We start from the raw sequence: 23283 nt of genomic DNA on the forward strand, positions 1-23283 counted from the left end.
TTCACTACACTGCGCCATTAGAAACCCTGATCTAACTACAGGGTCAAGCGAGGGCGGAACGGACATGAAGATTGGTGAACTGGCACGCAAGGCAGGCTGCCCGATCGAAACGGTGCGCTACTACGAAAAGGAGGGGCTGTTGCAGGCTCCGCGCCGCAACACCGAGAACAACTACCGGCACTACGACGCAGCTCATCTAGAGAAGCTACTGTTCATCCGCCGATGCCGCGCACTGGATATGACCCATGAGGAGATCCGCGCCCTGCTGCATGCGATGAACAACCACGGCAAGGATTGTGGCCCCATCGACGCCATCATCAGCGAGCATCTGGCCCACGTCCGCCACCGCATTGCCGAGCTGCAGCAACTGGAGCATCAGCTCAAGGCGCTCAGCACTATCTGCAGTGCCGACCGTGATGTGGATGACTGCGCCATCATTCAGGAACTGACCGCTCCCCGCGAGGATAAAGATCAGGCCGCCTTTCGCACGACCGGCCACTTAGGCGGCGTACACTGAGCTCCTGGTCACCGTCGGCCACGCAACATGGCTTAGGCAATAGCGAAACGCTATCGTGCTGAGCATGCCGCGCTCATGTGAGTGCGTCGGAAAATAGGGTACGCTGCACGCTATCGTCCTTATTGGCACTGCGCCATCGAGAGGGCCTTCGCGGCCGCTCTTGCCTAGAGAAGAGGTTTATCATGTCAGAAGCAGATACCGTCGCCGTTACCGCTCCCCTTGAATCGTTTGCCATTCTCGAAGTGGCTGGCAAGGATGCAGAACGCTTTCTGCAAGGCCAGTGCACAGCGCAGCTTGCACATGCCAACGACGCCTTCGCGCCCTTGGCCGCATTCTGCACACCCAAGGGCCGCATGGTGGCCAATACGCGTATCTTCCGCCCAGAACCCGAGCGCTACTGGCTCATCATGCATCCCTCCATCGTTGATGTGCTGGAACAGCATCTGCGCAAGTACATCGTGTTCTACAAGGCGACGCTGACCGTTCGCACCGATATCATCCTGCAGGGCATCCACGCGTCGTCTACGGCACTGACGGCCTATACCGCAGCGCTGCCCGCCACACTGGCAGGTGCTTGGGTCAACTGTGGCACTGGCTATCTGCTACGCGTAGAAGGCGAAGCGTGCTTGGTGTGGATTGGCACCAGTGAATGCCCCTACCGCGTCGACAGCAGTACGCTGGCACAGGGTGACTGGCAGCGCCTGCAGATTGATGCTGGCATCGCATGGCTGCAGGCCTCGCAAAGCGATGCTTGGCTGCCACAGATGATCAACTGGGAAGCGCTGGGGGGGATCAGCTTCAAAAAAGGCTGCTACACCGGGCAGGAAGTGGTGGCACGCGCACATTTCCGCGGCCAAGTAAAAAGGCGCCTGATGCACCTGTGCGCGGCCGATACGCTGGAAGCTCCATGCGTCGGCGATAGCGTCATCGACAGCACCTCAGAACGCGATATTGGCACCATACTGGCCGTGGCACCGAGCGTCAGCGAAGGCTGGGAGCTGCTGGCCGTCGTTAGCCAGAAAGAAGAGATGCCAGCGCTCAGCGTCCACGGCGACATCGTGACAGCCGTTGCGCTGCCGTACGCCATCGAACGCCGCGACCCTGAAGAGTTGATCGCGTCGATCGCCGCCACGGCATGATCCCCGAACGCTAAGCGCATCAAGCCCAAAGCGCACCTTCCACTCACGAATGATAACCGACGCCTTCATGCCAAGCGTGAAGGCTTTTTATGGCGCGAAGACACCCTCACCCTGCTCCGCACGCTATGACCATGCGATCTCGGGATGCCCTTTGTCTCTCCAGACTATCCTTCACTCTTTTGTGCGCCCAGCCTTTGTTCATCCTCACCAGAACGTTATCAATGCCGAGTTATCGAGATAAGAAAGTCACCCCTATCAGCATTACCAACAGCGAATGCCTTTCTCATCTCAGCCCTATCGAACTCGGCCAAAACGATGCCTTGCGCTATCAAGATGCACAGAACGCAGCGTTCCAACCCACAGCCCATACAGGATATAGCCATTATCGCCCTCACTCGCCACAGCAATGCAGGCCCACAGCGACAGGCTTTTGCACTTATATCAGTCATTTTATTTAGTTACTTTATTATAAAACGATACGTGCAATAACAATCATTATTTCTTTTGACTTATGATTTATTTAATCAAACACAACCTTAAAGTTAATGTATTTAATATCCGAAACAACAACTCATAATTAACTGACACTCATAACTTTTACCATATGATAACAGCGCTTTATACGACGCCTATCTCTGCCTTCCGGTAGTGATGTGGCGACTCATTACAAGTGCAGCACTACGCTACTGCTTATCATAAGGTCAATGTACGATGAGAATAATCACGCTTATCCGTTACCCGTTTCACTGTGCCAGACAGGCTTCTTCGCTAACGATGCGACTGGGGCTATGCATGGGACTGGCTAGCATGGCTTCCCTTGCCCATGCGGCAACGTCATCATGCGTCGATGGTCACTGGGTCGCCAACCCCAACGATACCGATATGCCGTCGGTACGCTACGAAACTGCGCACTTTGCCTTCCGATGGTCGGGTAATGCCGTGACGGCAGCTACGGCTGCCGCGGCCGGTGAACAATTGGAAAAGACCTGGTCTACCTTCATCGAACGTATAGGCTTTCCTACGCCCTATTGTCAGTCGGCCACCAAGTACAAAGTCAGCGTGCATATCGACCCCTCGTTTGGACTGAGCGGTGGCGTTACCAGCAGTGGTGGGATGGGCATGTGGATCGCCGCACCAGCGCTGGCCGATCACTGGGGACTGGCGCATGAGTTCACTCACGCCCTGCAAGGCAGCACGGGCGGCATGCGCAATTCTCCTTATTCAGGCTGGATATGGGAATCACACGCCAACTGGATGGCACACCAGATGGACGAGTTTCACGGCAGTGAGGTTCACTGCTCGGAAATGCTGGTCAACTACCCTCACCTGTATCTGGGGTCGACACGCGATCGTTACTGCAACTGGCAGTTCATGGAATATCTGAAGGATCGCTACGGTTACGGCATCATCAATGATCTATGGGCAAAGGCCCCCAAAGATGGTGATACCCGCACGGCCACGGCCGATCCCTTTTCCGTGATCCGCGACAACATGGGCTGGTCTCAATCGCAACTGAACGATGTGTTCGGTGAATGGGCACGCCATAACGTCAACTGGGACTACCTCAACCCCGACGGCAGCGATCAGGGCGCGCTGTACCGTCAGAAGTACGGCAGCAACCACGCGTTCGATCCTTCGGCCACCGACGACGATGGTAACCTCGACCGCGCCCTGCGCCTGACCTCGCTCGACACCATTGCAAACAGCTCTGGCGGCTATCAAGTACCTTTTGCCTGGGCACCGCAGCGCTGGGGCTACAATTTGGTGCGCTTGATTCCGGCAACAGGTGCCAAGTCGATCGACGTCGATTTTCAGGGGCTGGTACAGACCACCCCTGCCGTATCGAAGCTTGCCGGCCTGACCAATGAGCCAACGAGCATCGCCGCCCCCGATTCGGACTGGCGCTGGGGTCTGGTCGCGATCAGCCAGAGCGGCAAGGCACGCTACAGTGTGCTTCGCCATGGCAGCCGTGCCAGCCTCCACTTCGGGCTTAAATCCGATGAGAAAGAGGTCTATCTAGTAGTGATGGGCACCCCAAGCACGCCACACAAGATCCAATGGGATCAGCCGTATTACAGCGTTTACCGCTACCCGTGGCGCATTACACTGAAGAATGCCTATCCAGAAGGCCACCAACCCAATGCGTCACAGCCTACGTTCAAAGGGCATCGCCATACCAATGGTGGCGGCTGGGTCGCCGAGGGAGCCCGCGTGGACAGCACCGCTTACGTTGGCCCTAATGCCCGCGTGCTCAGCGGCAACGTGCTCGGTCATGCGCGCGTCGAGGATCACGCCACGGTGGCAGGCGGAACGATACAGGACAATGGCGTCATCGGTGCGCTGACAGTGCTGCGCAGCGGTTCAACGGTTAAGGGCAACGCCAAGGCCTACACCGTGTTCAAAGGCATCGGTGCTTTTGCCCCGGTGACGCTGTCAGGAACAGCTCAATTCCGTGGTGATATGGAAGCACAGGCAGGCGCCTCTCCAAGCAAAGGCGTGTTCTACGGCTATGCCGATGCGACCACGATCACCGATGCACACAGCGGCGCCAACCTGACACAGCCCGTGCCGGAGGTCACCCAGCAGCCGTAGGCCGCTAGGGCGAGATAGGCTAACGAGGTCATCGTAGTCTCTCTCGGACAGAGCGCCGGTGCACTACCCATAGCACAGCGGATGTCCTTAGCAACCGGATACCCACCGCGCAATAAAAAGACCGCACCGCATGCGAAGAATGATGCGGTGCGGTCTTTCTTATTTGGCAGGCAGTGACTTATTTAGAGCCTGTTTCATACCCCCTATCCCCATGTCATTGAACGGACTTCAAACCACAAAATTGCGGTAGAAACCTTCTATTGCAGAAAGGGAAAAAGTAATCACCCAGGTTATGAAACCGTCTCTTAACAGCCACCAACGTTTTAGACCTATCGAAGACCTGAGACCTGAAACCTAAGACACAGTGCCTCCGCCTTATCGAGCCTCTGGCAGATCGCCGGTCTGTGCCGCCTCCACGCCATAGCGCTGCAGCAGACGCTGGTATTCCCCACTGGTTCTCAACTGGTTCAACGCACGCTCAATGGCGCTTTTCAATGCGGGCCGCTCTTTGCTGACGGCAATACCCAGCACTTCGGTATAGAGCAGTCTGTCAGAGCTGATAACCACGGCCCCTTTGAGCTGCTCAACTACCCGCTCAGCCATCACACTGTCGATCAGCTGCACATCGACGTTACGCGAGGTCAACGCATGCGTGGCATGAGGATTAGTATCGAAGGTGCGGATCTGGATCGCGTTCTGCCCCTGCTGCACGCACTGACCGGACAGCGCTTCAAGCTGAGGAATCCAAGCGGCCGACTCCAGCACGGCCACGCTATGACCGCACAGGGCATCGGCCTTTGTCGGCGGCGTTGCCATATCATGCCGCACCAGCAACGCCTCCCCCGATTTCAGATAGGGAATGAAGTCCACCGTCTGCAAACGCTCAGGCGTAATGGTGATCACTGATGCCGCCACATCGAAACGCTGGCGACGCACCCCAGGCAGTAGGCTAACGAAACGCGTGTCATGGAAATCCGCTTCTAGATTCAGCTCGCGGGCGATCAATGTCATCAGTTCCGGGTCGATACCCTGAGGCTGGTGGTGCTTATCCACCCAGTCATACGGCGGATAGGTCAGGTCTGAGCCGATCGTGAGCTTTCCCGGTGTCGTCAGCGGCAGTTCGGCCTGCGCCACAGCGGGCAGGCCCAGTAGTGCCACACTCAGCGTGCGGCACAGCGCGGCGCGTAGGCCATTCAGGGTCATAGCATCCTCCTTGAGCAGTAATGACCGTTTGGCTATCAAGCATAGCGCTGGCACAGCGTCCTACCTGCTTTTTTCGACCGTGCACAGTCCCTTGAGGCCTTCGACATCTTCCTACTGGACTTCTATGGTAAAAGCAATGGCAACGCACTCATGATATGACCGTCATACGCCCTATCGACACAAAACGCACCCCGCATCTCGCTTTGAAATGCTCAACGAAAAGGAGTGTTAGAGAATGGCAACGCGCAGGACGATACGCTTCGCCGCCGTCGGCGGCGGACAGATCACCCAAACTGCCTTCATTCCAGCGCTGGCACAACTCGACGATGCCGAGCTGGTCGCACTGGTAACGGGCGATCCGCGTAAGGCTGAGGCGCTGGGGCACCGCTACAACATTCGCTGCTACAGCTACGACGACTATGATGCGCTGCTGGCGTCCGGCACCATCGATGCGGTGTACATCGCGACCCCGAACTTTCTTCATCGCCAGTATGCCGTACCCGCCCTTGAGCGAGGCATTCACGTGCTGCTGGAAAAGCCGATGGCGACCAGTGTCAACGACTGTCTGGCCATCATGCAGGCCCAGCAGGATAGCGGATCGCAACTGATGGTGGCCTATCGCCTTCATCAGGAACCCACCACCGTCGAGATGATCGCGCGCGTTCGCCGCGGCGAGTTGGGCCGCCCCGTCATGTATACAGCAGCGTTTGGGCAGGATGTCGATGAAGACAACCACCGTGCCAAGCACGGCTACTGGTCAGGGCCGGTACCCGATCTGGGCATCTATCCGCTCAACGAAGTGCGTCACCTGTTCGATGAAGAGCCAATCAAGGTCACGGCGCAGGGTGTGCGGACACCGGGCCGCCACTTCAGTTTCGACGATACCGTCACGGTGACGCTGACGTTTCCCAGCCAGCGCATCGCAACCTTCAGTACAACCTTTGCCGGCGCATCGGTCGATACTTTCACACTAGTGGGCACAGAAGGCACTATCAGTGCCTCACCCTGCTTTACCTTCGGCCCCGACGCAATACTGGCCTATCGCCTGACACGCCACGGTCAGAGCTTCGACTACGCTCACGGCCCGCACGACCAGTTCGGTGGCGAGCTCCGTTACTTTATCGACTGCCTACAGCACGGCATCGCGCCGGAGCCAGATGGAGAGGAAGGTCTGTTTGATGTCGTCATACTGGAGGCCATCGAACGCGCCTTGCAGACAGGGCTGCCCCAATCGCTACCGACACGTCAGCGCCGACAGCGCATCCTGTCGACTCAAGCCCGCGCACTGCCGCCCGTACAGCCACCGGAAGCGCTGTACGTCGTCACTCAGGAGAACGAGGGGGTCTAGCCTCATCGCCAGCCTGTAGCACAGCGATCTGTTCTGCCAACCGCGCTACCATGCACGGTTCGTTGCGGTCCCGTCCATTGTGGCTACGCAGCCACTCAGGCCGCTGCGTTTCAGGCCACCACAGCGGCATATCAGGGGCATCGCTTTCCAATGCGATAGCCTCTGCTGGCAGTGCCGCTACCACGCGGCGCAGCCGTTCATTGCGCGGCCATGTAATGGCACCCCCAATGCCCACTCTGAACCCGAGTGCCACGAAGCGCTGGGCCTGCTGCACGCTACCGATGAAACCGTGCACGATCCCCCCTGCGGGTAACTGCAGCTCCCGCAGCCGCTTTGCCACCTCATCGTACAGTCGCACACAATGAATCACGACCGGCAGCCGATAGGCCTTCGCCAGCTGAAGCTGCGCCTCAAATAACGCCCATTGCTGTTCGAGTGTCTCAGGAAAGCGCTTGTCGACACCGCACTCCCCGATGCCTACCAGCGCTTGATCCCGCGGGCGCACCGCCAGTAGATCAGCCAAGGCATCGATATCACGATCGGCTCCCTCTAGGCGGTGTTGATCCATGAAGTAAGGATGCAGGCCTAGCTGATAATCGAAACCGTAGCGATGTGCTGCCTCAATCACCCGCGGCCAGTGCTCCCGCACCGTCGCCGCCAGCGTACAGCGCGTCACGCCTAACGCTCGTGCTCGCGCCACGACATCATCCCGATCATCGTCGAACGCCACCGCATCCAGATGACAGTGATGATCGTGATATGCCGTCATATGACTCTGGTCATCCATACCGTCCTCATCGTTGCCGTGTTCCGGTCTAGCTATAATCTTGTGGAAAATCACCTTTATTCAGACATGAAAAAGCCCGCGTGGGTAGCGGGCTTTTTCATTATGACAAGAGATAGACGTATTGTTATTAGCCTTGTGTGGCTTCGCTATCGGCCATCGTACCGGCAGTGCTACCCAGCTCTGACGTGCATGACGGGCAACGAGTAGCTTTGAGCGGGATGGTCGACGCACAGAACGGGCATTCTTTGGTAGTCGGCGCTTTGACTTCGGTTTCTTCCTTGCGCTGCAGCTTGCCGATCATGCGGACCAGCATGAAGCAGACGAACGCTACAATGATGAAGGAGATCGCCGCATTCAGGAAGTTACCGTAGTTGATGGTGACTGCCCCTGCCTTCTGAGCGATGTCCAGTGACGGATAAGGTCCTGCAATAGCACCCTCGCGAAGCACGACGAACATATTGTCGAAGTTCAGGCCACCGGTGAACAGGCCAATGATGGGCGTCAAAACGTCCTTCACCAGGCTGTTGACGATGCTGGTGAACGCGGCACCGATGATGATACCGATTGCCATATCGACAACGTTGCCCTTGACGGCAAACTTGCGAAAATCCTTCAGAAATTGACTGGCCATAGCTGCTCCTTGCACTCCCTCATAATCCATTGAACGGCCTGCTTATAGGCGCGACAACGCAGACGTACAGGCCGCCTGCGACATTCATACCATAGCATGATCTTGCGATATTGCCCTCAGTATCCCCATGAAGTCACTGACAATTGCACGATAAGATACGGCCAGCATATGCACTAATCACACGCATCGGTATGACGCCAGCGATATACCGGCCACGCCACTACTTCACGCACTGTCGAATAGATATCGCGTGACTCAAAGAAATAGGCGTGGGCGTGATGTACGTCAGAGATACCGGCACGCTGTAAGGCGTCACGGCTACGGGCAATATGAAAGTACTGGCTGATAACCAGTGCACTGCGATAGCCTCGTTGATGCATCAACACTGCACTGTGGCATGCAGTATCGTGGGTGGTATTGCCTGTCGGATCGAGTAGGATGGCCGTGGGCGGTATCTGCCAACGCTGCTCAAGATAACGTGCCATAACCGCCGCTTCATCCCACCCTTCCGGTTCGACACCGCCGCTGACGATCACCACTGGAAACGCACCGGCCTGCCACAGTTCACCGGTACGGTCTAACCGCGCCCGCAAGCGCGGCGAGGGTTCCCCGGCCGCCGTCACGCTAGACCCCAGCACGATGCCGACATCGCTATGGGTAATGTCATCGCGAAATCCCGCCCACAGTAGCGCCGTCAGTTCGCCTAGCACCAACAGCATCAGTGCCCCGATCATACCGAGCGCGACACGGGCCAACACTTTCCCTCTCATTCTCATCACAGCCTCACACTGGCATACACACTATTGCCGTCACAGTATCGTTAAATCAATCGCATAGCGATATCGAATGCGGTAACTATGGCTAGAAAAGCCCACCATGCTGCTGCTCGTTCGACGAGAGAAACAGGTCGTTCAATTGAAGACAGTTACACCTATGTGTATCATTTTAACTCAGGTTAAATTATTAAATAGGAGTGTATTCGTGTCAGGCATATCGGGTCATCAGCGCCAGATCAAAATCCTTCAACCGTCTCTAAGTACCTCAACGTCACGGTTACTGAACGGTCAGCGGCATCGTGTTCCGCTCGATGAAACACCGTTCCCTTCCTTCCTCAGAACGTTCCAAGAACTGTCGACGAACTACTGGATTCCCGATGAAGTGGACATGAAGGACGACGCCAAGGAGTATCACGATCTTCCCGCCAAGGAGCGCTATGCGTTCGATGCCATCATCGGCCTGCTGGCGACGCTGGATTCGCCACAGACGCGCCTGATCTACAACATTAGTGACTATGTCACCGAGCATGCCGCTCACGTGAATGCGTCGATGATCGCTCAGCAGGAAGCTATCCATAACGAGAGCTATTCCTATGTGCTGTCGTCGATCACCGGTCTTGCCGATCAGAAACGCGTATTCGAACTGGCGCGCACGCACCCCACCATCGTGGCACGCAATGCGCCCATCATGGCGGCTTACGATGAATTTCTGTCCGAGAAGACACCGGATACGCTGGTCAAGGCGCTGCTGCAATCGTCGATACTGGAAGGCATCAACTTCTACTCTGGCTTCGCCTTCTTCTATAACCTGGTACGCCAGAACCGCATGACCGGCACAGGCAAGATCATCAGCTTCATCAACCGCGACGAGCTGGCGCACACCAAATTCATCACGGAACTGGTGCGCGCTATTCTGGGTGAACAGCGACACCTGAATACCGACGCACTGGCGGACTATGCGCGCGATGCCTTCCGCCACGCCGTTGATCTCGAAACGCAGTGGTCATCGGAAGTGCTGACGGACATCGACGGCATTGATGTGCAGGAGATGCTGACCTACGTGAAGTACCGCGCTAACAAGATGGCGGGAATGCTGGGTATCGAACCGCTCTACGATGAAGCCACCGACAACGGCATGCCGTGGATTCGGGCCTACGCGGATAACTTCACCGAGATCAAGACCGATTTCTTCGAACAGCGCAACGCCAGCTACAAGAAGACCAACGGACAGAACGATTTCGACAGCCTGTAGGCGTAATGATCCGGCCGCACGCCATCGCACCAACGCTACCGGTAAGGGTGGTCTTATAATTGACCGTTAATAGAAAAAAAGCGGGGGCACAGTGGCTCCCGCTTCCGTCGTTACGCGTTACGCTGCCTGACGGCAAGATAACGGTATATCAGTGTTCGCGCGTGGTGCGGAATGTGATGTCCGGCCAGCGTTCTTCCGTCAGCTGCAGGTTGACGCGCGTCGGCGCCAGATAGGTCAGGTGACCACCACCGTCGATTGCCAGGTTGGTACTGGTCTTGCGCTTCATCTCATCCAGCTTACGTTCATCGCCGTCGAGCCAGCGCGCCGTCGTCACATTGACGGCCTCGTAGATGCAATCGACCTTGTACTCTTCCAGCAGGCGGTGCGCGACTACGTCGAACTGCAGCACCCCAACCGCCCCAACGATAAGGTCATTATTGTCGAGCGGCATGAACACCTGAGTGGCCCCTTCCTCGGACAGCTGCTGCAACCCTTTCTGCAGCTGTTTGGCCTTCAGCGGGTCTTTCAGACGCACGCGGCGGAACAGCTCTGGCGCAAAGTGCGGAATGCCAGTAAAGCGCATATCTTCACCGGCGGTGAAGGTATCCCCGATCTGGATCGTGCCGTGGTTGTGCAGACCGATCACGTCGCCAGGCCACGCCTCTTCGACATGGCTGCGGTCAGCGGCCATGAACGTCATCGCATCAGCGATCTTCACGTCCTTGCCGATGCGCACATGGTGCATCTTCATGTTGCGGTCGTACTTGCCCGAACATACGCGCAGGAACGCCACGCGGTCGCGGTGTTTTGGGTCCATGTTCGCCTGAATCTTGAACACGAAACCGCTGAAACGCTCATCGCCCGCCTCGACGTCACGCGTATCGGTGGTATAGGTCTGAGGCGGCGGAGCGTACTCGACGAAACCATCCAGCATTTCACGAACGCCAAAGTTACCCATGGCCGTACCGAAAAATACGGGGGTCAGATCCCCTGCACGGTAGGCTTCAAGATCGAACTCATGGGAAGCGCCGCGCACCAGTTCGATCTCATCACGCAGCTCCTGAGCCATGCTGTCGCCCAGCACTTTGTCCACTTCGGGATTGTCGATACCGTCAATGCGCTGATCTTCCTGAATGCGGTGCCCCTGACCGGTCTGATACAGGTGGATCGTGTCGTTGATCAGGTGATAGACGCCCTTGAACCGTTTCCCCATCCCAATCGGCCACGTGACCGGCGCACAGGCAATGTTCAGTACCGTCTCGATTTCATCCATGACTTCAATAGGATCGCGGGTTTCACGGTCCATCTTGTTGATGAAGGTCAGGATAGGCGTAGTACGCAGACGACAGACTTCCATCAGCTTGATGGTACGTTCCTCGACACCTTTGGCGGCATCGACCACCATCAGCGCGGAGTCAACCGCCGTCAGCGTGCGGTAGGTATCTTCCGAGAAGTCTTCGTGTCCGGGTGTATCCAGCAGGTTGACGATGCGCCCTTTGTACGGGAACTGCATCACAGACGTGGTCACGGAGATACCACGTTCCTGCTCCATCTTCATCCAGTCAGACGTGGCATGGCGCGCTTCGCGCTTGCTTTTCACTGCACCGGCCACCTGAATCGCATTCCCGAACAGCAGCAGCTTCTCGGTCAGGGTAGTTTTACCGGCATCGGGGTGGGAGATGATGGCAAACGTTCTGCGAATGCTTGCCTCTTGGGCACATTCACTGTCGCCTTGCTTCAAAAATTCGAAATCTGTACTCATGCTTGTGCTCATTATCTGAACTACGCCGGTTCATCCGGCACTGCGTATCGAGAATGCACAGCATTGTACAGGAAGCCAGAAGTGCTCACACAGGTTAATGTCGCTAAGACGTCTAGCCATACGCAGGTTAGCGCCAGCGCGCCCACGTCGCCCTATGGTCGTTTTCTTCCACACACCCACATCGGATGCAAAGAGACTGTTTCATAACCAGGGTGATTACTTTTGCCCTTTTTACAATAGAAGGTTTGTACCGCAATTTTGTGGTTTGAAATCCCTTCTGACGTGGGTATTGGGGTTATGAACCATGCTTTGAATAGCAAACAGTAGCGCGTCAACACCCTATACGCCGAGATGTTCACGTTGGGCGGCCTATGCATAGGATGCGAGTGGCCGCCCTTGAACGTTATGCCCTCACACGGAGTCGGTCTCTGCCAGTGCGCTGACCGTCGCTACCATCGCGTCAATCGCCAGCGCAACGTCTTCTTCCAGCACCGACTCGTCCGGATGATGGCTGATACCGCCTGCACAGCGCAGGAACAGCATGCCAACGTCAGTGAGGTTCGCCATTGCCATTGCATCGTGTCCTGCACCACTAACCAGCCTCAGTGGTTCCTTTTTCCCCGTGACACTGCTAATACCGCGAGCAATCGCGTTTTGTAGTCCGGGGGCGCACTCTACTGCTGCCGCACAGTGCGTTTCTCGGTTTGAAAACGCTACACGGCGGGCCGCGCCAATAGACTCAAAAGCAGCGGTGATCTCGGCCCATGCCTGATCGCGCAGGGTATCGTCCTGAGCACGGATGTCCACGCTAAAACGGACAAGCCCCGGCACTACGTTGACGGCTCCGGCTACGGTATCCAGCTTACCAACGGTAGCGACACAGCCGTGCTTTCTGGCCGCATTCTCAATGGCCAGCACCGCTTCGCTCGCAGCGCACAGGGCATCTTGGCGCATCGTCATTGGGGTGGTGCCAGCATGGCCTGCATGCCCGGCACACTCCACGTCGAAGCGCCGAGCGCCAGCAATGGCCGTGACCACACCCAGCGGCCGCGTTTGCGCTTCCAAATAAGGCCCTTGTTCGATATGCGCTTCCAAGTAGGCAACCAGTGCGTCGGGCCGCCGTGAAGCTTCAGCGATCCGCTCAGGCACAAGCCCAAAGGACGTGAACGCTTCGGCCAGCGTGAGGCCCTCGGCATCCTCCAGCCCCCACCACCTCGCGTTCCAGCCACCGGCGATGGCTTGGCTACCCAACAGCGTGCTGCCGAAACGAACCCCCTCCTCATCGCCGAATCCGACCACTTCAAGCGCGAACGGCAGTGTATGGCGTGCCGCCTTGAAACGTGCCACCACCGCCAACGCGATCATCACACCGAGGATGCCGTCATAGCGACCGGCGCAGGGCACCGTATCAAGGTGTGAGCCTAGCATCACGGCTGGCAGCCCATCGGATGCGCCTTCCATGCGACCACACAGATTGCCCGCCGCATCTTGCCATGTCGTCAGTCCCGCCGCTTCGAACCACGGCGCCACTAGGGCATGGCACCGTGCATGTTCATCGGAAAGATAGACGCGTTCAATGCCATCGCTGCGAGCGGATATCGCCGCCAGCCGATCGCATGCCTGCATCGCGGATGCAGCATCGTGAATCATCTGCGGCCTCCTTGCGCATACACCTCATTGGCACCGCCTACGCCGCCCCCTGCTACCACGCGCGCTCCCGCCTGACGCAGCACCTGCTCCAATACGGCCAGCGTCGTCAATACGGTATCCTTGCGCGCGTTGTAGCCCATGGTACCGATACGCCAGATCTTGCCGTGCAACGGGCCAAACGAGGTCCCGATCTCAATGGCATAGTCGTTCAGCAGTGTCTGGCGCACCGTTTCACCGGGCACGCCGTAAGGAATATAAACGCCAACCACGTTGTTCATTTTGTGATCGAGGTCACCGAACAGTGACAGCCCCAGTCCTTTCAGCCCTTGCACCATGGCATCGCCATGCAGCTGGTGACGATCTACTGCCGCCTCCATGCCCTCTTCGACCAACAACCGCGCACATTCATGGGCACCGTACAACATGCTGGTCGCTTCAGTATGGTGATTGAGGCGTGATGGCCCCCAATAATCGAGAATCATCCCCAGATCGAAGTAGTTCGAGCGAATATGATTAGCGGCGATTGCAGCATCGGCATCACCGCGTAGACCCGCTTCAATGCTGGCGCGCTGACGGATCACCTCGACAGCGCGCGGTGAAATCGAAATTGGCGAGCTACCGGACGGCCCTGCTAGGCATTTCTGCAGACCGGCCGTCGCGACATCCACTTCCCACGCGTCCATCTCAAACGCATTCCCCCCAAGCGATGCAGTCGCGTCCGTATACAGCAGCGCACCGTACTGGTGACACAGCGCACCGATTTCGGCCAGTGGCTGACACATGGTGGTCGACGTATCGCCCTGAACCAACGCCAGCACCTTGGGTCGCGTTTCGCGCAGCATTGCCTCAATCGCGTCAGGCGTGAACACCTGCCCCCACTCGATATCACGGCGAATGACTTCGGCCTGGCAGCGCTCAGCAATCTCGCACAGCAGCAATCCGAAGCGCCCGAACACCGGCACCAGTACGCGGTCACCCGGCTCAATCAGCGACACCAGCGCGGCCTCGATCCCGGCCCGCGAGGTGCCATCCACCAGCATCGTAGCCTCGTTTTGAGTGCGGAACACGTCGCGGTACAACGCCATGGTCTGATTCATGTAGTCCGTCATGACCGGGTCGTACTGGCCAATCAGCGGTGACGACATTGCGCGCAATACGCGAGGATCAGCGTTGATCGGACCGGGGCCCATCAGCAGGCGATGAGGAGGATTGACGGTAGACAGCAGCGTACGGCTCATGAAACACACACTCCTTTTTATTGTTCAGTAAACGTCATCGTTCCGGAAAACACGGGGCTTCAGAAACGACAGAACAGCAGCGCCCCCTCAAGGAGCACTGCTGTCTACACAACGTACGGCACAGCGGTTATTACAGCGCGCTTCCAAGCCGCTGTCGCCGCAGATTTCTTGCCAACAGCGCATACATCCCAGCCGCGGTCAGCGCACCGGCAATCAGCGAGAAATGGTGCAGATCACCAAAGTAAGGCGCAAAGTTGAGTCCCAGTGATACCACGGACGCGGCCACCAATGCACCGATAGCACTCGGATTGACACCCTTGCGGTACCAGTAAGGCTGGTGGGTCTGCATGCTAAACAGTGCATCGACGTCGACCCGGCGATGCTGTACGTGATAGTAATCCACCAGCAATATGCCATAGATCGGGCCAATGACCGCAGCCAGCGCCTCGACCGTATAGTGAATCAACTCGGGGTTGGCGAACATCTTCCACGGCATCAGTGCCACCGACCCGACAGCCGCGATCATCCCGCCCATCCGGAAGCTGATCCAGCGCGGCGCAACGTTGGAAAAATCGAACGCTGGCGAAACGAAGTTGGCCACGATATTGATACCAATCGTCGTCGTCACAAAGGTCAGTGCACCGATGATAACAACGACATCGCTGTCCAAACGTGCCACGGTGGCAATCGGATCGTCGATCATTTCACCAAACACGGGTAGTGTTGCGGATACCATCGCCACGGTGGTTGCCGCGAAGACCAGAAAGTTAACCGGCAACCCCCAGAAATTGCCCTTGCGCACCGCACTCATTGAGCGTGCATAGCGGCTGAAATCACCGAAGTTCAGCGTTGGTCCTGAGAAATAGCCGATGACGATCATGGCCGCGATCACCATCTGCCACAGCTGCTGCTTAGGTGTCAGCACGCGGTCGCCCAGCGTGAAGTGGATGTTCGACCATCCTGCGCGGTAGCACAGCCACCCCGCCATAATGAACATGACGACATAGACGGCCGGACCGCTCCAGTCTATGAAACGACGGATAGTGTCCATACCGCGCCAGAAAACCAGTGCCTGTGCGGCCCACAACGCACCGAAGCACAACCATCCCAGCTGCGACAGGCCCAGAAAGGAAAGGTGTGTCCATTCATTCATCGCAGGAAAGAAGCGCAGCAGCACCATCATCAACGCGCTTGAAGCCAAAAAGGTCTGAATGCCGTACCAGAACACAGCAATGACACCACGCACCAATGCGGGCACGTTCGCACCCAGCACGCCGAAGCTCATCCGACAGATGACTGGGAACGGAACGGCAGCTTTCTGAGAAGGTGCGGCAATGATATTGGCGACCCACTGCACCACAACGATACCGACCAACAGCGACACCATGACCTGCCAACCGCTCAGCCCGAGGGCAAACAGGCTGGCCGCGACCAGATAGCCGCCGACACTGTGCACATCCGACATCCAGAACGCAGCGATGTTGTACGCGCCCCATCGCTGTGCAGCAGGCGCAAGATCCTCGTTATAGAGACGGTCGCTGTGCCGCAAGCTCTGCGGTCGCTCATCGACAGTGCTGCTCCGAGCAGAAGCGGCTATCGACACGGTGTTGGGAGAAGACATGGGAAGTACCTTCGACGAAATGGCATTGTTGTTGGTCTGCGTCGTGGCGGACATCACCTATCGACTGGCCGATGCCCTCGGTTCTTCTTTCAATAACTGTGCCAACTTTCCCCCTTCGCACCATTCCGTACGGTCAGTGCACCGTCATGGCCTGAAACTTGCTTGTATCGCCTGAGCCATTTCTTTGCAGATGCACTTTTTTCATTCAGGCCTCATTTCATGAAACTGCACATCATCAATCCCAACACCAGCCAAGCAATGAGCGACAAGATCCTTCAGGTCGCTCAGCGGGCACGGCGTACGGCCGACGTCGAGGTACTGACGTCGACGCAGGGTCCGGCATCACTGGAAAGCCATGTCGACGATGCATTGGCCATTCCCGGCCTACTGCTGCACGCGCAGGCGCTCGAAACGCACCAGGCGACGGACGGCATTTTGATTGCCTGCTTTGGCGACCCCGGCATCGACGCCGTGCGCGAGCTGAGTAGCGTACCGGTGCTGGGTATCGCCGAATCGGCCATGCGCACGGCGGCCATGCTGGGCGAGCGTTTTTCCGTCGTCACCACGCTGGCGCGTACTCTTCCCACCGCTCAACGTATCGTTCAGCGAATCGGTCTGGCCCAGCAGTGCGCTCGTCTGCGTGCCTGCAACGTACCCGTGCAGTCTCTGGAGCATGCCGACACAGAATGCCGTGCACTGCTTCTGCAGGAATGCCAGCGTGCCGCTAAGGAAGATGACATTGATGCCATCGTGCTGGGCTGTGCGGGCATGGCCGATCTGGCCGCCGAGCTGAGCGATGCCGTCGGCCTGCCCGTGGTCGACGGGGTCAGCGCGGGTATTCAGCTGCTAGAAGGACTGGTTCATCAAGGGCTACGTCCCGTTAAACACCACGATCATGCCTACCCGGCCGCCAAGGCGGCTCTGGGCCCATACGCATCGCTACTTTCCTCCTCCCTTTCGACAGGAGCCGCTGTCCATGACACCTACTAACGCTTCCCGCGATCTGCGCGGCTATGCGGGGCATCCCCCTGATCCCCGCTGGCCTGGCAAGGCCCGTATTGCGGTGCAGTTCGTACTCAATGTCGAAGAAGGCAGCGAGCACTGTGTACTGAACGGCGACACACACAGCGAAACTTTTTTATCAGAAATCATCGGTGCTCAGGCCTACCCCGCCCGCCATATGAGCATGGAATCCATGTATGAATACGGTTCGCGTGCGGGGGTATGGCGTATCCTGCGTGAATTCGAGCGCCGTCAATTGCCGCTGACGGCCTTCGGCGTCGCCATGGCGCTGGAGCGTTGCCCCGAAATTGCGCACGCATTGATCGAACAGGGGCACGAAATCGCCAGTCATGGCTGGCGCTGGTTGCACTATCAGGAACGCAGTATCGAAGAAGAGCGTGTGCACATGGCCCGCGCTGTCGAGGCACTAACGCGACTGGTCGGGCACCCGCCACTGGGCTGGTACACCGGGCGCGATTCACCCCATACGCGCCAGTTGGTCGTCGAACACGGCAGTTTTCTTTACGACAGTGATTACTACGGCGATGACCTGCCACTATGGATGGACGTCACCACCACCGATGGCACTATTCACCCTCATTTAGTCGTGCCATATACACTGAACGTCAACGATATGCGCTTTGCCACTCCGGGCGGCTTCAATTGCGGCGATCAGTTCTTCGCCTTCCTGCGCGATACTTTCGATGTGCTATATGCCGAAGGAGAAGAAGCGCCCAAAATGATGTCGATCGGACTGCACGCACGCCTGGTCGGCCACCCGGGGCGTTTCCGTGCCCTGCAACGCTTCCTTGATCATATCGAAGCCCATGACCGTGTCTGGGTCACGCGCCGGGCCGATATCGCACGCCACTGGATAACGCACCATCCCTATGGAGCGGCCTAATCACACGGCATTCTCTATGAATGCGCGCCTTCCAAGAGCCCCTTCACGAGTAAGGGGCTTTTGCCATGACAGGGTCAGGTCAGCTGACAGGCCGCATTCAACAGGCAGCGGTCATTATCGGGGGCCGCCAGCAGCGATATCCCCCAGGGAGCCTGCTGATCCGTCAGCCACGGAGCAGCCAGTACGGGCGCGCCCCAGAGACCTCCCAGCGCGGTCATGCCCATCAGCGCTTCACGATAGTGCGCCAGAGCATCGCCCTGTAGTGTTAGCAACGGCGCAGCCCCCGGTGTACTGGGCAATGCCAGCATATAGCGTCCACGGCCACTCCACTGCCACAGCTGAGCGATCACGCTGTCAGCCTGCCGCTGCGCCTGCACGCCATCTGCCTCGCTTAGGCTAGCGGCCCACTGAAAGCGAGCCGCGACATCGGGTGCGAAACGTGGTCGGGTAGATGTAATCCAGTCGCCGTGCGTGCGCCATATATCCCGCCCCTGTAGAACCCGAAAGGCCTGACTGGCCCGCGCCATAAACGCGGTGGTCAACGCATGCTGCCCCAGCAATGGCACGTGCATCTGCGCACAACGCGCGTCGATCACACTCAAATCGACCGGAATGCCTTCCGCAGCCAACCAATAGACCCCTTCTGCCGCTGCGGTCGTTTCACTACGCGGCAACAGCACGTCGCCGACCTGCGCCAGCACGCTCGGTGAGCGACACATAACCCCCACCGTATCGAAGCGAGGAGCCAGCGGCACCGTACCGCTGATGTCGATTGCTCCCCAGCTGGGACGCAGACCGTATAGGCCACAGTAGCTGGACGGCACGCGAATCGAACCGCCCGTATCCGTTCCCAGCCCAATATCGGCATCACCACTGGCCACGGCGACGGCCGACCCCGACGATGAACCACCGGGCAGTCGGTCGGGCGCCGCAGGATTCAGGGGAGTACCGTAGTGCACATTGGCACCGTTGAGGCTGTAGGCCAATTCATCGGTCTGGGTCTTGCCCACCAGCAACGCACCCGCTTGACACAGTCGCTCTACGCAGGTGGCCGTCCGCATCGGTATAGCATGGGAAGCGGCCCAGTCCGGGTTGCCCGCGCCGGTCACATGTCCAGCGATATCAAACATATCCTTGACGGCCAGACGCAGCCCGGACAAAGGTCCGTCTCCATGCACCGTCGATACAATTCGCTCAGCCCATACCCGCTTGTCCATGAACGCCTCCATTAGCGCGACGCGGCCAGAAACTGCTGCAACTCTGGCGTCTGTGGATTGTTCATTACCTCTTTGGCCGGTCCTTGCTCGTGGATGCGCCCTTGATGCATGAAGACCACCCGATCGCCAACTTCACGGGCAAAACGCATTTCATGCGTCACCAGAATCAACGTCATGCCTTTCTGCGCCAGCGACTCCATGATATGCAGCACTTCGGTGACGGCTTCAGGATCGAGTGCCGAGGTCACCTCATCACACAGCAACACCTTAGGCGACATCGCCAGCGCCCGGGCAATCGCCACGCGCTGCTGCTGGCCACCCGACAGTAGCCCCGGCCAAGTATCGAACTTCTCACTCAGACCAACCGATGCCAGCAGTTGCCGCGCCAATGGCTCGGTTTCCTGACGCGAGCGCCCTTGTACGACTTCCGGCGCCAGCATCACGTTCTCCCCCACAGTGTAGTGAGGGAACAGGTTGAAACTCTGGAAGATCATGCCCACGTTTTCACTGAGCTGGCGTGGGGTCATGCGCTCTGCATCAAGGCGCTGACCGTTCACTTCGATATTGCCACTGTCGTGCAGCTCCAGCTGGTTCAGACAGCGCAGCAGCGTGCTCTTGCCCGACCCGCTGCGCCCTATGATCGACACCACCTCACCCTCCTCGATGCGCAGATCGACCCCTTTAAGGACTTCGTTTTCTCCATAGGCCTTGTATAAGGCATCAACGCGAACCATTAACATCGAGGCGCTCCTCTAGGTGACGTGCATAGCGCGAAAGCGGATAGCAGAGGCAGAAATAACCGAGCGCCAGCAGCCCGAACAGGGTCAGCGGCTGCAGCGTGGCATTGTTGACGATGGACGCAATACGGGTCATTTCCGCCACGCCGATGGCAGACGCCAGCGCCGTATTCTTGATGACCTGAACTGCCAGTCCCACGGTCGGGGCGATCGCATGGCGAAACGCTTGGCGCACGATGATGTAGCGCACCGTCTGTGCGCGCGTCATGCCCAGAACGCGTGCCGCGTGCCACTGCCCTTTAGAAATGGCGCGAAACGCCGCCCACCAGATATCTGCTAGAAAAGCCCCAGTGAACAGCGTCAACCCTACCGACGCCGCCACCAGCGGCGACAGATTGATCTGCCAAACCGACAGACCGAAAAAAATCAGGAACAGCTGCATCAGCAGTGGCGTTCCTTGGAAGAACGCGATGTAGCCTGAGATCAGCCGATTTACCCAGCGCATGCCGCTCAACCTTCCCCACACGCACAGCACCGTTACGGCACTGCCGCCGACAAAGGCAATCAGCGATAGCAACACGGTCCAGCGCAGCCCCATCAGCAAGTCACGCACGATGTCCCACAGTGTGAACGTCGCCATCAGCGCTCTCCTTCCTTGAAACCAAACCAGCGTCGATCCAACCAGTTGAACCCCTGTCGCATCAGCAGCGCCAGTCCTAGGTAGCAGGCCGAGGCCACCAAATAGGCCTCCATGCTGCGGAAGTTGCGCGACTGAATGAAGCTGGCCGCCGAGGTTAGCTCTTCGACGGAAATCTGCGAAATAACCGCCGACCCCAGCATCACGATGATGCACTGCCCAGACAGCGCCGAAAAAACACGGCTCATAGCGGGGGTGAGAATAACGTAGCGATACACCTGATAGGGCGACATCCCTAGCGCACGAGCGGCTTCACGCTGCCCGCGCGGAATGGAAGCGATGCCGGAACGAATGATTTCCGTAGCGTAAGCCGCCAAGTTCAGCGTCATTGCCACCACCGCGCAGACTGCCGCCGGCAAATGGATGCCGGTCGCCGAAATACCGAAGTAGATGAACAACAGCTGCACCAGAAACGGCGTATTGCGTATCAATTCGATGTAACCCTGAATGCACTGACGTACCGCACGCGGCGACTGCACACGCCACCACGCCAACACCATGGACAGCGCTAATCCCAGAAGAATAGCGATCGCTGTCAACCACAGCGTTGTCAGCAGCCCGTGGGCCAGCAAGGGGGCATAAGGCCACAAGGCCTGAAAATCCAGCATGAGTCCGACCTCGTCAGGGGGCTATGAGCGTATGGGAAGGCTGCATGTCCGCAGGCAAGCCGACACCGAACCAGCGGTGCGACATCGCTTCGAACGTGCCATCGTTGAGGCCCGCTTCGATAGCCGCATTGACACGCTCACGCAGAACGGGAGCATCCTTGCGCAGTCCAACGGCACACGGCGAGTTCTTAAGCAGCAACACGGGATGAGGTACGCGGGCCCCGCCCTGCTGTACCAGCGATGCGGCTATGGGCGTGCCCGTCGCGATGTAGTCCACTTGGCCTGACGTGAACGCTGCCAGCGTGGTGACGTTATCTTCGTAGCGCTTGATCACCGTCGTCGCGGGCGCCATGGTGCTGAGCTGCAACTCCTCAAGCGACCCGCGCGTCGCACCGATGGTCTTGCCCGCCAGCGCATCGGCCGATGCCCACATTCCTTCATCACGCGCAGAGAACACACCGTAGAAAAACGGCGCATAGGGAACGGAAAAGTCGATGGTACGTGCGCGCTCGGCGGTACGTCCCAGTGACGAGATCACCAGATCGACGCGCCCGCTAACCAGATAGGCCACACGGTTGGCACTGGTCACCGGCACGAGTTCCAGCGACAACCCCAGCCGATCAGCCAGATAGTGGGCCGTGTCGATGTCGTAGCCAATAGGAGTGAGATCCGGCGCGATCGTGCCAAAGGGGGGATAGTCCAGCGGCACAGCGACACGAATGACACCTCGACGCTGGATGTCTGCCAGATCGGCGGCGCATGCCTGCGATGACGTTATTGACGCCACCGCCATAGCGCACACCCCCACCACTGCCCAAAAAAGGCGCCAGAACGCCCCGTATTGCCTTATCCGCATGAGGATCCCTCGCATCCGCCTGTTTCACATCACGTGATGTGCCATAGCATGAAGCAAGGAACATGCCAGAATGGTGCAGCCGCCCAAGGCAAGCTGCCTCAAGCCATTCTCTGCCTATAGCGTCCTTCCTATGGGTACCCCGAAGCGGTCACTCTGCCTGACGATGGTGCACTGCTTGACATCGAAAAAATGATACATTATAACATAACAACATTGATGCCTGACCCGACACCGATCTACAGGCCCAGCCCCATTCATCGAGGAGACCGCCATGAAACCCGGCATTCACCCGACCTACCGCACTGTCGTTTTTCACGACACCACCGCCGACGCTTACTTTGTGATCCGTTCGACGATCGAGACCAAGGACACCATCGAGTGGGAAGACGGCAACACCTACCCGCTGGTACACCTCGACGTGTCTTCAGCCTCACACCCTTTCTATACCGGCCAGCAGCGCACCATCAACTCCGAAGGTCGCGCAGCGCGCTTCCAGCGCCGCTTCGGTGACATCAAGGCTCTGCACTGAGTCACGGTTGCGGTTATCGACGGCCCATCCGCACATGGGCCATCGCCTTTATCCGTCAGGAGATCCGTTCATGCAGTATCTCTCATCGTTGAAATCGGCTAAAAAGCGCCATCCCGACTGTCAGGTCGTCAGACGCCGCGGTCGCGTCTTCGTGATCTGCAAGAGCAACCCGCGCTTCAAGGCGGTGCAAGGACGCTCGCACGCTCATCGCTAGTGC

General features: G+C 58.1%; 23 protein-coding genes. 10 read left to right on the plus strand and 13 right to left on the minus strand.

Features of this window, described 5'->3' with window-relative positions:
* The first annotated feature begins 64 nt into the window (after positions 1–64).
* The 3 genes from cadR to ACMHYW_RS06975 all read left to right on the plus strand — a co-directional run bounded on the left by cadR (position 65) and on the right by ACMHYW_RS06975 (position 4248).
* The gene (cadR, locus tag ACMHYW_RS06965) at positions 65–517 is read left to right on the plus strand and encodes a Cd(II)/Pb(II)-responsive transcriptional regulator (RefSeq protein ID WP_414499286.1); all 453 of its coding nucleotides are present in this window, start codon (positions 65–67) and stop codon (positions 515–517) included.
* A gap of 182 nt (positions 518–699) precedes the next feature.
* The gene (locus ACMHYW_RS06970; RefSeq protein ID WP_414499287.1) at positions 700–1656 is read left to right on the plus strand and encodes a YgfZ/GcvT domain-containing protein; all 957 of its coding nucleotides are present in this window, start codon (positions 700–702) and stop codon (positions 1654–1656) included.
* A gap of 807 nt (positions 1657–2463) precedes the next feature.
* Positions 2464–4248: an Svx/AvrXca family virulence/avirulence protein gene (locus tag ACMHYW_RS06975; protein ID WP_414499288.1), complete on the plus strand. Its 1785-nt coding sequence runs from the start codon at positions 2464–2466 to the stop codon at positions 4246–4248.
* 375 nt (positions 4249–4623) lie between these two features.
* Here the strand turns inward: ACMHYW_RS06975 and ACMHYW_RS06980 are convergent, their stop codons facing one another.
* Positions 4624–5451 (minus strand): ABC transporter substrate-binding protein, encoded by an 828-nt coding sequence (locus ACMHYW_RS06980; RefSeq protein ID WP_414499289.1) that lies wholly within the window; start codon positions 5449–5451, stop codon positions 4624–4626.
* 235 nt (positions 5452–5686) lie between these two features.
* On the opposite strand from ACMHYW_RS06980, the gene ACMHYW_RS06985 reads away from it, so the two are divergent.
* On the plus strand, positions 5687–6799 hold the full coding sequence (locus ACMHYW_RS06985; protein ID WP_414499290.1) for a Gfo/Idh/MocA family protein: 1113 nt from the start codon (positions 5687–5689) through the stop codon (positions 6797–6799).
* On the opposite strand, the gene ACMHYW_RS06990 is transcribed toward ACMHYW_RS06985, so the two are convergent.
* From ACMHYW_RS06990 to ACMHYW_RS07000, 3 genes are all read right to left on the minus strand, one after another.
* A complete protein-coding gene (locus tag ACMHYW_RS06990) occupies positions 6774–7586 on the minus strand; it encodes a TatD family hydrolase (RefSeq protein WP_414499291.1) in 813 nt (270 codons plus the stop codon). The two genes, ACMHYW_RS06985 and ACMHYW_RS06990, sit on opposite strands and share 26 nt — an antisense overlap.
* A 127-nt stretch (positions 7587–7713) precedes the next feature.
* On the minus strand, positions 7714–8217 hold the full coding sequence (mscL, locus tag ACMHYW_RS06995; protein WP_414499292.1) for a large conductance mechanosensitive channel protein MscL: 504 nt from the start codon (positions 8215–8217) through the stop codon (positions 7714–7716).
* A gap of 173 nt (positions 8218–8390) precedes the next feature.
* Entirely contained in the window at positions 8391–8975 is a 585-nt protein-coding gene (locus ACMHYW_RS07000; protein ID WP_414499293.1) for a YdcF family protein, read from the minus strand.
* A 223-nt stretch (positions 8976–9198) separates the two neighbouring features.
* Here ACMHYW_RS07000 and ACMHYW_RS07005 point away from each other — a divergent pair, with 223 nt between their 5' ends.
* Positions 9199–10245, plus strand: coding sequence for a ribonucleotide-diphosphate reductase subunit beta (locus ACMHYW_RS07005; protein WP_414499294.1), 1047 nt, complete (start codon positions 9199–9201; stop codon positions 10243–10245).
* 148 nt (positions 10246–10393) lie between these two features.
* Here ACMHYW_RS07005 and prfC read toward each other — a convergent pair whose 3' ends face one another.
* From prfC to ACMHYW_RS07025, 4 genes are all read right to left on the minus strand, one after another.
* Positions 10394–12007: a peptide chain release factor 3 gene (prfC, locus tag ACMHYW_RS07010; RefSeq protein WP_414499295.1), complete on the minus strand. Its 1614-nt coding sequence runs from the start codon at positions 12005–12007 to the stop codon at positions 10394–10396.
* Positions 12008–12418: 411 nt separating this feature from the next.
* Positions 12419–13657 carry an allantoate amidohydrolase gene (locus tag ACMHYW_RS07015; protein ID WP_414499296.1) on the minus strand — a complete coding sequence of 413 codons (1239 nt, stop codon included), beginning with the start codon at positions 13655–13657 and terminating at the stop codon, positions 12419–12421.
* The gene (locus tag ACMHYW_RS07020) at positions 13654–14895 is read right to left on the minus strand and encodes a pyridoxal-phosphate-dependent aminotransferase family protein (RefSeq protein WP_414499297.1); all 1242 of its coding nucleotides are present in this window, start codon (positions 14893–14895) and stop codon (positions 13654–13656) included. The genes ACMHYW_RS07015 and ACMHYW_RS07020 overlap by 4 nt, the downstream gene beginning before the upstream one ends.
* A 130-nt stretch (positions 14896–15025) precedes the next feature.
* Positions 15026–16516: an NCS1 family nucleobase:cation symporter-1 gene (locus tag ACMHYW_RS07025; protein ID WP_414499298.1), complete on the minus strand. Its 1491-nt coding sequence runs from the start codon at positions 16514–16516 to the stop codon at positions 15026–15028.
* Here ACMHYW_RS07025 and ACMHYW_RS07030 point away from each other — a divergent pair.
* The 3 genes from ACMHYW_RS07030 to puuE are packed head-to-tail and all read left to right on the plus strand — an operon-like array spanning position 16515 to position 18422.
* Positions 16515–16691, plus strand: coding sequence for a hypothetical protein (locus ACMHYW_RS07030; protein ID WP_414499299.1), 177 nt, complete (start codon positions 16515–16517; stop codon positions 16689–16691). The genes ACMHYW_RS07025 and ACMHYW_RS07030 overlap by 2 nt on opposite strands.
* Positions 16692–16735: 44 nt before the next feature.
* Complete coding sequence (locus ACMHYW_RS07035) at positions 16736–17506, plus strand: aspartate/glutamate racemase family protein (protein WP_414499300.1); 771 nt, start codon at positions 16736–16738, stop codon at positions 17504–17506.
* The gene (gene puuE / locus ACMHYW_RS07040; protein ID WP_414499301.1) at positions 17493–18422 is read left to right on the plus strand and encodes an allantoinase PuuE; all 930 of its coding nucleotides are present in this window, start codon (positions 17493–17495) and stop codon (positions 18420–18422) included. The genes ACMHYW_RS07035 and puuE overlap by 14 nt, the downstream gene beginning before the upstream one ends.
* Positions 18423–18496: 74 nt before the next feature.
* Here puuE and ACMHYW_RS07045 read toward each other — a convergent pair whose 3' ends face one another.
* From ACMHYW_RS07045 to ACMHYW_RS07065, 5 genes are read right to left on the minus strand one after another with little or no spacing between them, the layout of a single operon-like run.
* The gene (locus ACMHYW_RS07045; RefSeq protein WP_414499302.1) at positions 18497–19639 is read right to left on the minus strand and encodes an amidase; all 1143 of its coding nucleotides are present in this window, start codon (positions 19637–19639) and stop codon (positions 18497–18499) included.
* A gap of 11 nt (positions 19640–19650) precedes the next feature.
* Positions 19651–20379, minus strand: coding sequence for an amino acid ABC transporter ATP-binding protein (locus ACMHYW_RS07050; protein ID WP_027705829.1), 729 nt, complete (start codon positions 20377–20379; stop codon positions 19651–19653).
* Positions 20360–21016, minus strand: a complete 657-nt coding sequence (locus ACMHYW_RS07055; RefSeq protein ID WP_414499303.1) for an amino acid ABC transporter permease — start codon at positions 21014–21016, stop codon at positions 20360–20362. Before ACMHYW_RS07055 ends, ACMHYW_RS07050 begins: the two co-directional genes overlap by 20 nt.
* Positions 21016–21681, minus strand: a complete 666-nt coding sequence (locus ACMHYW_RS07060; protein WP_414499304.1) for an amino acid ABC transporter permease — start codon at positions 21679–21681, stop codon at positions 21016–21018. Before ACMHYW_RS07060 ends, ACMHYW_RS07055 begins: the two co-directional genes overlap by 1 nt.
* 13 nt (positions 21682–21694) lie before the next feature.
* Positions 21695–22474 carry a transporter substrate-binding domain-containing protein gene (locus ACMHYW_RS07065; protein WP_414499305.1) on the minus strand — a complete coding sequence of 260 codons (780 nt, stop codon included), beginning with the start codon at positions 22472–22474 and terminating at the stop codon, positions 21695–21697.
* 334 nt (positions 22475–22808) lie between these two features.
* Here ACMHYW_RS07065 and ACMHYW_RS07070 point away from each other — a divergent pair, with 334 nt between their 5' ends.
* Together ACMHYW_RS07070 and ykgO are read left to right on the plus strand one after the other, a co-directional pair.
* Entirely contained in the window at positions 22809–23066 is a 258-nt protein-coding gene (locus ACMHYW_RS07070; protein WP_414499306.1) for a type B 50S ribosomal protein L31, read from the plus strand.
* A 70-nt stretch (positions 23067–23136) separates the two neighbouring features.
* Positions 23137–23280 (plus strand): type B 50S ribosomal protein L36, encoded by a 144-nt coding sequence (gene ykgO / locus ACMHYW_RS07075; RefSeq protein WP_414499307.1) that lies wholly within the window; start codon positions 23137–23139, stop codon positions 23278–23280.
* Positions 23281–23283 lie beyond the last annotated feature (3 nt).

The sequence above is a fragment of the Zymobacter sp. IVIA_12111.31 C1 genome (assembly GCF_047495495.1).
GTDB lineage: Bacteria > Pseudomonadota > Gammaproteobacteria > Pseudomonadales > Halomonadaceae > Zymobacter.